We start from the raw sequence: 12,450 nt of genomic DNA on the forward strand, positions 1-12,450 counted from the left end.
AGCGATTAGGGCACGTACTGATGGGGTGGTACGGGCATTCTTGTGCAGGGCTATTTGCATGACGGGCTCCCGGATGAATGCACTGACTGTACAAGATCGCGCAGAACCCCGCGAGCCATGAACAGTGGATAGCGGTTTTGTCTATGCAATCATCCGGGATGCGACACCTAGCTATATAGATATAGTAATTTTCCAGATGCCCTTTTAAGTTATGGGCTGAGGACAGCTCAGCGGATAGCCATTGGCGCTGCATTCCGTGAAGTTTGGGCTACCCACTGAGCATGGGTATGTGGGGCAGAGAGTCGTGATGCGCTCTGCCCTAGCCGTATCAGGACAGCACGTCGCGCAGCGACGCATCCTTGGCGAACTGGGCCTTGGCAAAGGGGCACAGTGGCAGCACCTTGGTGTGGGTCTCACGGGCCCAAGCCACCAGCGCATTGAGCAGCTGGCGACCGGCGCCTTCGCCGCGCAGTGAATCGTCCACTTCCGTGTGGTCGATGATGATCATCGTGGCATTGGTGCGGCTGTAGGTCATCTCGGCCACGCGTGCGGCATCGCGGTTGATAAAGAACGCGCCTTTGGAATCGGCTTCTTCGTGTTGAACGGTGTAGGGCATGCTGGCCTTTGGCTGAACAAAACCCCAAGAATAAGGGATGGCGGCCGTCTTCGGGTGAGAGGTGGCTTGGCTTGGGGCGCAGGTTCAGGAGCCTTCAAGCCGCATTGTTGTCATCTTCATCGTCGTCCTCGGGCGGGTTCTCGGCACGCTCCCACGAGCCGCCCACTTCCTGGCGCCAGGCGCTCCAACCCAATGGCAGGTCTGCGATTTGTTCCAGGCTCTGGTCGCGTTCATAGATGCAAGCCATGCAGACCAAGAGGGCCTCGCCGGGCTCGTCCGTGGTGGCATCCAGAAATTGCCAAGCTCCATCGGCATCATGCGAGACCATCAACACTGGCAGATGCTCGCGTACCACTTTGGTCGTAGAAAAGCTGGCGGTGTTGTGTGCATCGGCAAAGGGCCAATGCGCAAATTGGTGGCTGTGCATGCGGCTGCGCCTTTCGGTATCAGGCTTCGGTGGCAAACAGCTCTACGGCATCGTCGGACCAGTCATGGCCGCTCCAGCCGGAATCTGCATCGGGCGGCGGAAAGGCGGTACGGCAGTAGCCATGCTTGGCCGCAAAATCAAACACCGCATGCGGGTAGCCATTGATCAGCAGCACGACCTTGCTGCCATCGGTGGACCAGCCAATCGTCACCTCGGAGGGCAGGTGCTTGTCCGAGACATCGGCCACGTTGTAGATGTGCAGCGCGTTCTGGATGGGTTGCTCGGCATTCGCAAAATCCAGCGCGTAGAAGTAGGCGGTGTCGCCATCGTCTTCAAACACGGCTGCATAGCTGCCGTCGGGTGCATTGCCTTGCATCGGCTGGGCGGCGCCGATCTGGATGGTGTCCTGGGCGGTAACGACGATGGGCATGAACAGTCCTTGTAATGAATGAGCGGGGAAGCCGTGGCGGCCAACAAGGGCCCAGCATAAACCGGCTTTGTGGCAGCGCTGGGTAGGCCAAGGTAGTTATCGCGTGCCGCGGATATGGGCGATCACTTCGCGCAAGGTGGTGGCATCGGGCACCCACCAGTCGGCCAAGGCGCCCAGGGCCACGGCGCAGACCAGGGCGCCGAGTAGCGGCTTCCAGGTCAGTCGCACGGCAGAGGCCAGCCAGCCTGCGCGCTCCACCCGCACCAGCGCGCGGGCGGTCATCATCGAGAAGGCCAGCTCCACTGCGACAGTCAGCAGCACATCCACGCCAAAGTAGAGCCATAGCAGCGCGCCAAAGCCAAAAAAGGCGAGCAGCAAGCCGGCAAACACCGCCAGAATCGGCACGATGACGATGCCCTCATCGCCGCCGCCGATATCGACCACATCGACGGCATCCGTCCAGGAGCTGGAAGCACCGGATGCAGCCGACGACACGTCCACATCCGCCCAATCCCCCGAGGCCCCGCCACCACCAAAATTGCCGCCACCACCCGACTGCCAATCGGGCGCGCTCCTGCCTATGGGCAGATCGGGCACCGGGTCGATGCCATCGACCCAGGCGTCCTCGCGCTTGCGCTCGTAGGCATTGCGCACCAGATAGGCCGCCCACAGCCGCAGCACCAGCAGGTAGACCGCATAGCCCACGCCCAGGCTGATGGCATAGCGCATTGCCATCGAACTAACTCCGGAATGGAGCAGCGCTGCGGTGACGGCCCACATGACCAGCATCACCAGCAGCCCCATGCACAGGCCATGCAGGCGCAGCCAGTGTTTTTTCTGCAGGGTGGATGCCATGTGCTGGGGCATGCGCAGTGACGACCAGCTGGACTTGCGCTTGCGCAGCGCGGCGCGGTTTTTGGGTGCTTGGGCCAAGGCTCTGGGGTGGAGAGTGAGGTCGGGAGCAGTGTAGCAGTGCGGGTTTTGCGGCGGGTTGAGCGGTGGCCGGCACCTTGCTGCGGGGCGCTTTGGATGGCTGCTGCGCTTATCGCTTAGGCCTCTTGCCAGCGCGCCCGGCCCAGGTCATGGCCAGGGCGATGCAGAGGGTGGCCGGTGCCAACAGGCCCAGCCAGGTGATCCAGGCCAGGCCGCTGTCCATCTCTGAGAGGATAGCGACGAGGGAAGCGAGCAAGGCCATTGCGCCCAGCAGCTGCAGCCAGCGCCGCGCACGAGAGTCGAACCAGGCTGAAGGCAGATGCATCGCATGCCGGTCCATCGCCAAGGCGAGCGCGGCCAGGCCCAGCAGCATGCACAAAGCAGACAGAGCCAGCATCAACGGCTGGCCCCTTGGCGGCGTTGCAAGGCCAGCGCGCCCGCTGCAAACGCCAGGCCCAGCGTGACAAAGCCCAGGTCCATGCCGGCCATCACTGCGTCGCCCGCCAGCAGTGAATGCAGCAGATGCCGATTGCTGGTGGCGGCATTCAGCACGGGCAACAGGCCAAAGCCCAGTGCTGCGCACCAAGCCAGCCAGCGCCAAGACTTTGTGGGCGCTGTGCAGGCTGCCCAGACAAAGCTCAGCAGCCAGGTGGCAAACAGCGCATGCAGCTCCCACTGCGCGCGGGCCTCCATGCTGGTCGGCAGCAACCGATTGGCCCAAAGGTAGGCCGCAATAGCCACGGGCAAGCCCAAAATGGCCGCAGGGTTGAGCCTGCTGACGAGTGCGTGGCCCGCACTGGGCTGGCGTGCGCTGCGCTTGGTGGACCAAAGCACCATGCCGGTGGCAATCATCACGCAGCCCAGCAGGCCTGACAGCAGGTACAGCGCGCGCAGCACTGCGCCTGCAAACAGGCCTTCGTGCAGGCCCAGCCACAGGTCGCGTGCGGCGCGCGGGCTGGATTGCCGCGCAGGGCGCTCGGCCAGCAAGGCACCGCTGACGCCATCAAACACGAGGATGCCGGCCTCGCGCACAGGGCCGCCGGCAAAGTTGCCAATGGCGCTGATACGGGCGTTGGCATCGCCCGGGTTTTGCACCGTGAGCACGGCCACGGGCGCGCCCTGCCACCGGGCTTGGGCTTGGGCCAGCAGCGGGGCGATGGTGGTCTGCGGCGCAGGTTGGCCCGATGCGGGGGCAGCGGCCATCGGCGGGAACAGCTCGCCATAAAAGTTGCGCACTGCCGCGCCGGGTGCCTGGCCGTACCAGGCGCTGGCGATCAGCGGCATGAAGGAGAACATCACAAAGACGAGGCCCGAGTAGCTGATCATCAGCTGGAACGGCAGGCTGGCGACGCTGGCCAGGTTGTGCGCATCCAGCCAGGAGCGCTGGCCCTTGCCCAGCCGCAGGGTGAAAAAATCGGCAAAAAAGCGCCTGTGCGCGACGATGCCCGTGAGCAGGGCGAGCAGCAGCACCATGGACGCGATGGCGATGACCCACTCCGTCAGCGCCGGGGGCAGGTAGTGCAGGCGCCAGTGCAGCTGGTAGAGCGCCTGGCCGCCCGCTGTGTCGCGCACGGCGATGGGTGCGCCGCTCTGCACATCCAGCCACACGGGCTGCGGCTGTGCGGCGCTGGGGGCTGACCAATCGACGCGCAGATAGGGCTCGTTGCGGTCCACCGGCAACTGGATGGACCAGCTGCGCGCATCGGCTGCATGGGCCTGCAGATAGGCCAGCGCATGTGCGACTTGGGGCTCTGGTGGCAACGGGTACTGCGCCGGGGGCAGCTCGGGGCGCATCCAGCGGTCGATCTCGGTATCCAGATAACCGGAAGTGCCGGTGACAAACATAAAGTACAGCAGCCAGCCAAACAGCACACCGGCCCAGGTGTGCAGGCCCGCCATCGCAGGGCGCAGCGCGCGCTTGGGGGGATGCGATGGGCTCACAGCGCCACCCAGGCGACGAGCGCGCTGCCCAAGCTGGCCAGCAGCATGCCCGCCCAGGCGCGGCCTGCGCTGCGGGCGGCAAAGGCGGCCATCAACGCAACGGCGTACACGACAAAGCTCAGCTGCATCGCCACTAGCACCGCATCGGCACGCGGCAGTGCCGGGGCCAGGCTGGCGACCAGGGCCACCGGCAGCAGCTGGGCCAGCGCATAGCCGCCCAGGCTGCCGGCGAGCAGGCGCGATGCCACGGCCCAGCCCGCCGCAGGCCTGCGCGACTGAGCGGCCCGCGCCGCCTGGTCAACGCGCAATCAGAACTCCGTCGATGCCGACAGCAGGACGGTGCGGGGCGCGCCCATGGTCAGGCCTTCACGCGCGGCAGACTGCCAGTAGTTCTTGTTCAGCAGGTTCTCCACCGTAAGGCGCAGGGTGACCGGCGTGTTGCCGGCCGTGAAGCGGTAGCGCGCGCCCAGGTCAAAGCGGTTCCAGGATGGCAGTTGCTGGCTGTTGGCCACATCCACATACTGGCTGCTGGTGTGCAGCGCGCGGGCGGTCAAGGTCAGGCCGGGCACAAAGGCGGTGTCCCATTCGCCGCCGATATTGATCTGCACCTTGGGGGTGGCGGGGGCCGTGCGGCCATCGTTGAGGCCGTCCTCAGTCTTGGTCAGCTTGCCCTGGGTGAAGGCCACACCCGTCAGCAGGCGCAGGCCACGGCGCACTTCACCTTGGGTGACGATCTCCAGGCCCCGGTTGCGCTGCTCGCCATCCATGCGGAAGCTGGAGGGCGTGGTCGAGGCATCGAGCAAGCTGCTGGGCCGGCTGATCTGGAACACGCTGGCGGTGGTGACAAAGTTGCCGGTGTCGAACTTGGCACCCAGCTCCACTTGCCTGGATTTGGAGGGCGGGAAGATCTCGCCGGCATTGGCCGTGCCTTCGGGTGCGGTCGAGCCCTGGGACAGGCCCTCGATGTAGTTGCCGTACAGCGCTATGCCTTGCGTGGGCTTGAACAGCAGCGCTGCCATCGGCGTGATGGCCGACTTGTCGTAGCGCGCGGTTTCTGCGCCTGAGCTGCCGTTGAACGTGCGGGTGCGCACCTCCTGGTGGCGCGCGCCCAGGGTCAGCTGCCAGCGCTTGTCGGCGGTGGAGATGGTGTCGGCCAGCGCCACGCTGGTCATGCGTGTCTCGCCAGTGCGGGGCAGCTGGTCGCCCAGGCTGATGGTCGGCTTGGCGATGTCGGCTGGGGTGTAGATGCTGGACGCGTAGACCGTGCCGTTCTGGCGCAGCAGGCCATTGTCTTGCGCATAGCCGCTGGTGCTGAGCACCCATTCGTGGCCCAGGCTGCCGGTCTGGAGTTTGCCTTTCAGGCCCAGCTCGGCGGTACGGGTGTTCACGGCTTCTTTCAGGCGGTAGGGCCGGGCCATCAGCGTGCCTTGGGCATCCTGCAATTGTGAGGTGGTTTGCAGGCTGTCGAAGTCATAGCCCATCGCACCCATCGCGCCGTAGGCGATCAGGTTGGAGCTGATGTCCACCTCGCCGCGCACAATGGCGGCGCGCTCCTTGGCATCCCAGTAGCTCCAGGACGGCTGGAAGTTGGTCTTGTTGTCGGGCGCTGCGGCAATCGGCGTGCCCTCCGACGGTGGGAACAGCAGGCTGCTGCGGCCATGGGTGACGCGCTTTTGGTAGTTGATATCCGCCTCCAGCCGCACGCGCTCACCCTGATAGTCCAGACCCAGGGCCAAGGCATCGACCCGCTCGCTGGCGCCATGGATGGGCGTATCGCCCGAGCGCTTGGCGACGTTGAGGCGCACGCCCCATTCCTGGTCGGCACCAAAGCGGCGGCCAAAATCCGCATGCACGCCGAACTGGCTGTCTTGCGCATACGAGGCGGTGACGCGGTTCAGCGGCGTGGCCCCGGCGCGCTTGGGCACCAGGTTGATGCCGCCCCCCACCGAGCCCGCCGGCGCCATGCCGTTGAGCAGCGCGCTGGGGCCGCGCAGCACTTCCACCCGCTCCACGCCGATCAGCGATGCCGCATTGCGCGGCGACAGACCATACAGGCCGTTGTACGACACGTCGTAGTTGAAGACGGTAAAGCCACGGATGTTGAACTCTTCGCGGCCTGCGTTGCGGCCGTAGGTGTTGCGCACCGAGGGGTCGTTGACCAGCACATCGCCAATGGTTTGCGCCTGCTGGTCGTCCACCAGCTTGGCGGTGTACTGGGTGGTGCTGAAGGGCGTGTCCATCACATCGCGGTTGCCCAGCAAGCCCACCTTGCCGCCGCGCGCGACCTGGCCGCCGGCATAGGGGCCGGGCAGGCCTTCCAGGGCGGCTGCCGTGACCGAGACGGTGGGCAGCACCACGGTACCCGCCGGGTCTGCCGATGTGGCGGGCGTTGTAGGCGCTGCGGGCCGCACCAGCACCGCACGGTCTTTGACCGAGCCCTGCAGGCCGCTGCCGGCCAGCAGGCGGTCCAGCGCCTGCTGCGGCGTCAGCTGGCCCGATACGGCGGGCGCCGTCTTGCCGGCCACCAGCCCTGCCGGAAAGCCCAGCTGCAGATCGCCCTGGCGAGCCAGCTCATTGAGCGCCTGGGCGAGCGGCTGCGCTGCAATCGAAAAACTGCGTGCCCCCTCTTGCGACGATGCCGCTGTCTGCGCATGTGCCGTCAGCGGCTGGACAGCGGCGATACCCAGCGCCAGTGCGGCAGCCATGGCAAGGGGAGTGGGGCGAAAGCGGAAAAGGGGCGCGGTGCGCAGCATGGAAGGGGCTCCTGGATCGGCAAGGGAAAGGGCTTGTGTGCTGCGCACAGCGCGCGCCACCCCCTGTAGACGCAGCAGCGCCAGGAATCCGCACGTGCTCAGGAAAAATATTTTGAAAAATTCAGCGGGCGACGATTTCCGTCACGCCATCGCGTTTGACTAGCCGTACCGGCAGCAGGTGCGGCAAGAATTCCGCAAAGCGCTGGTGCTGGTTCAAACCATAGCTGCCACCCACCGGCATGGCAGCCACCGCCGGGTCGCGCACCACCAGGCCAGTGGAGCCATAGCGCTCAAACTCGGCCAAGGCCTGGGCCAGGGGCGTGCGGTTAAAGCTCAGCCGGCCGCTGCGCCACTGGGCCACGGCGGCGGGCGCTACCTCGGTGATGGTGCCAAGGCCCGCGTCCTGCGCAGCGTCGCCTTCCAGCATCTGGCCGGCTGTCAGCATCACCATGGCGGGCGCCTGCGCGGCCTGGTCCGCATCGCGCTGCAGCCGTTCCACCTTCACCCGGCCTTCTTCCACCGCCACCTGGGTGTGGCCCGCGCCCACGCCTTGCGCCGTGTGGCGCACTGAAAAGCGCGTGCCCACCACGGTGATGCGCAGATCACCGGCCAGCACCTGGAACGGCCGGCTCGGGTCGGCATGCACGGAGAACATCGCCTGGCCATCGGCCAGCGCCACCTCGCGCCGGTTGCGGTAGAGCCGCGCGGTCAGGTGCGTGTCGGTGTCCAGCTGCACGGTGCTGCCGGAGGCCGCATCGTCGGGCAAGGTGACCATCAACTGCTGACCGCGTTGCGAGGCATAGCTTTGCTGAAAGCTGGGTTGCACCCACCAGCCAAACCAGCCTGCGCCCACCACCGCAGCTGCCACCAGGGCCGTAGCGGCATAGGGCACCAGGGGCCGCAGCCAGGCCTGCCAAAAGCGCGGGCGTGGGGCGCTGCTGCGCTGTGCATCGCGCTGGGGCAGGCCGGCGCGCAGCCGAGCCAGGTCTTGCTCGGGCAGGCTTTGCACGTCTGCAATGCTGGCACCCATCGCAGCCAGCGCTGGCGCATGGCGCGGGTCGGCCGCCAGCCAGGCCTGCAAGGCTGCCTGGCCCTGCGCATCCAGCCCAGCATGGCGGCGCACGGCCCAGGTCGCCGCCTCGTGCTCCAGCGCCTCGGCCTCGTCCGCAGCCATCCCTTCGGGCAAGGCGCCCGGGCGGTGGTCGACAGAGGAAGAGGTGCTGGACATGCGCAGAAAAATCGGGAGGATAGGTAGACGGGCAGTGGTGAGGAAAAAGGGGTGGCAGTGGGTGGCGAACTAAGCGCCAGGCCCCTGTCCATGCCGTTTGCAGGCCAAGGTGCCGCGCACCACATGCTTCTCAACCATGCTAACCGATATGCCCATGCGCGCTGCGATCTCTGCCTGGGGCAGGCCGTCGATGACATGCAGCACAAAGGCCTCGCGGCAGCGCGGCGGCAGGCTCTCGATCACCTGCACATAGCCATGCACGGTCTGCTGTCGCACCAAGGCCTCCTCGGGTTGCAGATGCTGGGGCGCGGGCGGCTCATCCGATGCCGACACCTCATCCAGGCTGTCATGGCGCCGCACCTCAGCGCGGCGGTGCTGGTCAATCACCAGGTTGCGCGCCGTGCGGTACAGCAGCGCCCGCCCATCCATCACCGGCGGCCCCGCCCGCTGCGCCGCCAGCACCCGCGCATAGCTCTCCTGCGCCAGGTCCGCCGCCGCATCGCGGTCGCCCACTTGGCGGTGGAGAAAGTTCAGCAGTTCGCGGTAGAAGCGCTCAAGCATGGAGGGACCGGTAGGCCGGCGGAAGTCCCTGCAGGCAGGGGGCGGGTGACGAAAATAAGAATCATTCTAATTGGAGTGGGGAAGCCCCCGGACGGCTTCTTGTGGATGACGGGCCTTCCTGTTGGGTGGCTGACGCCCAATGCCTGGGCTTGTGAAGGCGCGGTGCTACCTCAGCCGCTCCAGCATCTCTGCCATCACGATATGGCGCATGGCGAGGGCAACACGCAGGTGTTGTGGGTTGCCCTGGATGTGCGGGGCATCGTCGCGCAAAAGCTCTGTCGCAGCCTTTTCGATATGGGCACATGTCTCGTCCAGAATGCGGCCCGCCATGCCCGCAGCCAAGCCTAGCGCGATGCCGGCTTCGACTACGCCGGGTCGCGTCACCTGACGGAACTGTGTGGCGCTTGGCAAGGGAAACACCAGCGGTCTCTCTGACCAGTCGTTCAGATCGGCGGTGTCTGTTGGTAGGCTGGATGCAACAACTATCTGTTGATAATCCAAATTTTTGTCGGCATCCCTTGCTTTGCAGCGATTAGCCTCTTGCGGCAGCTGAACAGGGTGAGGGAGCGCGGTGTTGTTTCCAGATCACGCCATCAACCAGGTAGTGATGAAAATTCAGCGTGAAGTGTGCGATGAGCACAGTGGGAAGTCCCAGCCAAAGCAACTGTGTCCCAACCCAGTCTACGGTCAAATAGAGTAGGGCTCCCAGTAGCAGACAAAGGCAGATGTATTGCAGGGCACTCTTCCAGAGCAGCATTGTTGAAGTCCTTTCTCTGCTTTTCTCAGCCTCGCGCCGGATGTTCTGCACCCAGACAAACTGTAAGTACTGCAGGTTGTGCCAGAGGTTGATCACCAGCCAGCCAAGGGTTATGTCGGTGATCCAGATGTAAGCTGCGAGATTGGCACACACGTGCGATGCCACAAACCCATCGTGACGCCAATCGATCTCGCGAGCCAAGGCCTTATGTGCAATCCGCCACAACCACCATGCGCCGCACACGATGGTGGCTACTCCTGCGACTTCGGCCACCTGTGTAGGCACAGCCGGAAGTTCAATGGGGTACTCAAGAAAAGTTTTGGGAGACTCGGCGCAGCGGGCAAGTAGTCCCCAGGCTGCAACCATATAGATCAGGGTTTCGGACAGTCGATCCGCTTGAAACGGTTGCGTCGACCCCGCCCGTCGATAAGCCCTGGCGATACCGAAGGATTGCCGCGCGACGTGATAGCTCTGAGCGATGAAATAGAGCGTGAATAGTCCGCTGATCTCGTAGGCTAGTGCCGCGGCCACCACACCGCCGAGCACGATCATGGGTAACCCGAAGATCAGAAAACGATATCGTCGAACGTGGGCCAAACTGGCACCGATACGGGTGAAGGTCGCCACCACATGGGGATTGGCGAAAAGCCAGGTATCGATCAGTACAACGGCGATCAGCATCGCAGGAGAGAAGGATGCGACGCCTGCCAGGCCGAGAGCCAGCACCAGCGTACCCACGATGAACGTGCCATCAAACCAGGCATGCCGGCCCAGCAATCCAGTGCGGGCCGCCCGCTTCTGGGCCGAAGTATTCATGTAACAGCGATCGGCTTGATATGTGGCCGAGGCGACCCGAGCGGTGCAGGCTTGGGAGGCATGGTGAACATGGTTCCTGCACGGAGGAATTGCGCAGTGCTGTTCTTGAGTTTCTCCAGCGCTAGTGCGCGGGAGGCCGCAAAACGGGATTCAAGTGTGAGCCGCTTGGACATTCCGGACAGGCCTGCAGCGGGAAGCTTTTGGTATGGATCGTAGACTTCGGTAATTTCACAGGGATAGCAGCGATCACTTGCATCAAGTTGGCTCGCAACGCTAATTTTGTAGACAACACCTTCGGCCTGATCGGGATCCACAGGAAAGGAAAAGACCAAATAGGAAACCCTGAGGTCTTTCCTTACATCGCCTTGAAATATGAATCCCGCAGCCCGATAGGCGTCAATAACCGTAGATTTCAAGCGGGTCTGCTCAATACCGACGAACGAGTTTTCATAGAGGTTCTTCTCGCCTTGCCACTGGTTCTTGTAATCGAACCCTAGACTGCCATCCATAAATGCCTGCCCATCTTGCTGAATGCTTGCATAGGCTTGATCGATGGCAGGAAGGATCTGCCGATTCACTGCATACTGAAGCATCCAGGGAGCCTGCTGCAGATCAGCAAAGTCTGTTAACACCGTCGTTCGCAGAAAACAAGTCGCACACCGCCCCTTCTTGTCGATATTTTCATCCGTCCTGAGCACTACTTCGATATTCTGGACCTGTCCTTCCATTGCCACAGGGTAGGCGAAGGTGTAACGCACGGTGCCATCTTTCATTCGTTCAGAAGTACGCAATGAGAAGCCTGCGTTTTCGAAAGCGGTGTTCACCATTTTGCTGAAATTCTCAGCCGGCATCTCTTTATAAGCAGCTATGGCGACAGCCTCTGACGCCGTGCTCGGGTGAAGCAGGAGGGGCGCGGCGACATCTTTTGCTGATGCATTTCCTATCAGAGCTGCGCCCAATAAAAGGGAAGGCATCAGTTTTATTAACTGCTTTATTTGCATTATTTATAATTGACCTGTATGGAATAGAAAAGAAGAACAGCATAACACTGCAATAAAATATTTGCCTAAGGCTGAAGAAGTGTTTGTATGAAGCAAAGACTGCGGATTTACTACACCGAAGCTCAGAAAGCGCTGATGTGGGATCGCTGGAAAGCAGGCGATACCTTGCCCGAGATCGTCAAGCTTTTTGACCGGCCGCACACCAAGCATTGGCTGCTGGCAAATCGATTCGCTGCATCGCCAGGCGCTTGAGACGAGCTGCCGCCACCATTGGCGCGAGCTGCTGCGCAATGACGGCAGGACTTGCTACCGAGCGGCTAAGGCCGATGCTGCAGTCTGGGAGCGTGCTCGTCGCCCCAAGGTGTGAAAATTGGCACGCAACCCTGCACTGGCTCAGACCGTAGCGGTTAAATGGCAAGGCCTGTGGTCACCCGAACCAATAGCGGGATGGCTCAAGCGGACGTATTCGGACCAAAAGGAGTTGCAGGTGTCTCATGAAGCCTCTACTGCACGCTATTCGTCCAACCACGCGGTGCTTTGAAGAAGGAGCTGCTGGAGCACTTGCGACGAACCAGAGGCATGCGTCGCTCAAGGCACTACACCCAGAAAACTCCGAACTATGCCTATCAGCGAACGTCCAGCCTGCATAGACGATCGTGCAGTTCCAGGCCGTTGGGAAGGCGACCTGTTGTTCGGTGATGCGTACAGCCAGATTGCGACGCTTGGCGAGCGGGATACGCGCTATGTGATGTTGGTCTAACGCGTGGACAAAGATTCGTACACTGTGGGCGTGGGAGCCGTGTTAGCCCGGCTTGCGCACACATTGCCCAGGCAGCTGTATCTCTCCTTGACTTGGGACCGCTCAATGAGAAACTACAGCCATAGAAAAGGAGACCCGTCCTAAATTAGATTGACAGTTTGGACGGTTGAACAGGCCGGAGCAATCCGGCCAATGACGCCCGGTGCACTGCATCGGGCGTTTGCATT

The 12,450-nt window shown here is 63.1% G+C and carries 13 protein-coding genes and 1 pseudogene; 1 reads left to right on the plus strand and 13 read right to left on the minus strand.

The features are described 5' to 3' along the window. Positions 1-328 precede the first annotated feature (328 nt). From EDF71_RS24520 to EDF71_RS24580, 13 genes are all read right to left on the minus strand, one after another. Positions 329-616, minus strand: coding sequence for a GNAT family N-acetyltransferase (locus tag EDF71_RS24520; RefSeq protein ID WP_133859135.1), 288 nt, complete (start codon positions 614-616; stop codon positions 329-331). Positions 617-710: 94 nt separating this feature from the next. Beyond that, positions 711-1,043, minus strand: a complete 333-nt coding sequence (locus tag EDF71_RS24525) for a hypothetical protein (protein WP_133859136.1) — start codon at positions 1,041-1,043, stop codon at positions 711-713. 19 nt (positions 1,044-1,062) lie between these two features. Then, the gene (locus EDF71_RS24530) at positions 1,063-1,473 is read right to left on the minus strand and encodes a DUF2251 domain-containing protein (RefSeq protein WP_133859137.1); all 411 of its coding nucleotides are present in this window, start codon (positions 1,471-1,473) and stop codon (positions 1,063-1,065) included. A 96-nt stretch (positions 1,474-1,569) separates the two neighbouring features. Then, positions 1,570-2,406 (minus strand): hypothetical protein, encoded by an 837-nt coding sequence (locus tag EDF71_RS24535; protein WP_243854453.1) that lies wholly within the window; start codon positions 2,404-2,406, stop codon positions 1,570-1,572. 109 nt (positions 2,407-2,515) lie between these two features. After that, entirely contained in the window at positions 2,516-2,803 is a 288-nt protein-coding gene (locus tag EDF71_RS24540) for a DUF3325 family protein (RefSeq protein ID WP_133859138.1), read from the minus strand. Further along, positions 2,803-4,347: a PepSY-associated TM helix domain-containing protein gene (locus EDF71_RS24545; protein ID WP_243854454.1), complete on the minus strand. Its 1,545-nt coding sequence runs from the start codon at positions 4,345-4,347 to the stop codon at positions 2,803-2,805. The genes EDF71_RS24540 and EDF71_RS24545 overlap by 1 nt, the downstream gene beginning before the upstream one ends. Beyond that, entirely contained in the window at positions 4,344-4,655 is a 312-nt protein-coding gene (locus EDF71_RS24550) for a DUF3649 domain-containing protein (protein ID WP_133859139.1), read from the minus strand. Before EDF71_RS24550 ends, EDF71_RS24545 begins: the two co-directional genes overlap by 4 nt. Beyond that, complete coding sequence (locus tag EDF71_RS24555; RefSeq protein WP_243854455.1) at positions 4,656-7,100, minus strand: TonB-dependent receptor; 2,445 nt, start codon at positions 7,098-7,100, stop codon at positions 4,656-4,658. Positions 7,101-7,221: 121 nt separating this feature from the next. Further along, positions 7,222-8,328: a FecR domain-containing protein gene (locus tag EDF71_RS24560; RefSeq protein ID WP_243854456.1), complete on the minus strand. Its 1,107-nt coding sequence runs from the start codon at positions 8,326-8,328 to the stop codon at positions 7,222-7,224. Between the two features lie 69 nt (positions 8,329-8,397). Continuing rightward, a complete protein-coding gene (locus EDF71_RS24565; RefSeq protein ID WP_133859141.1) occupies positions 8,398-8,889 on the minus strand; it encodes a sigma-70 family RNA polymerase sigma factor in 492 nt (163 codons plus the stop codon). A gap of 165 nt (positions 8,890-9,054) precedes the next feature. Then, positions 9,055-9,390: a hypothetical protein gene (locus EDF71_RS24570; protein ID WP_133859142.1), complete on the minus strand. Its 336-nt coding sequence runs from the start codon at positions 9,388-9,390 to the stop codon at positions 9,055-9,057. Positions 9,391-9,421: 31 nt separating this feature from the next. Then, positions 9,422-10,462: a hypothetical protein gene (locus EDF71_RS24575; RefSeq protein WP_133859143.1), complete on the minus strand. Its 1,041-nt coding sequence runs from the start codon at positions 10,460-10,462 to the stop codon at positions 9,422-9,424. Continuing rightward, the gene (locus EDF71_RS24580; protein ID WP_133859144.1) at positions 10,459-11,463 is read right to left on the minus strand and encodes a hypothetical protein; all 1,005 of its coding nucleotides are present in this window, start codon (positions 11,461-11,463) and stop codon (positions 10,459-10,461) included. The genes EDF71_RS24575 and EDF71_RS24580 overlap by 4 nt, the downstream gene beginning before the upstream one ends. Positions 11,464-11,550: 87 nt before the next feature. Here EDF71_RS24580 and EDF71_RS24585 point away from each other — a divergent pair. Continuing rightward, positions 11,551-12,325, plus strand: a pseudogene (locus tag EDF71_RS24585) (IS30 family transposase); the annotation flags it as partial. Between the last annotated feature and the right edge of the window lie 125 nt (positions 12,326-12,450).

It is taken from the genome of Comamonas sp. JUb58, assembly GCF_004364775.1.
Taxonomy (GTDB): Bacteria; Pseudomonadota; Gammaproteobacteria; order Burkholderiales; family Burkholderiaceae_C; genus Comamonas.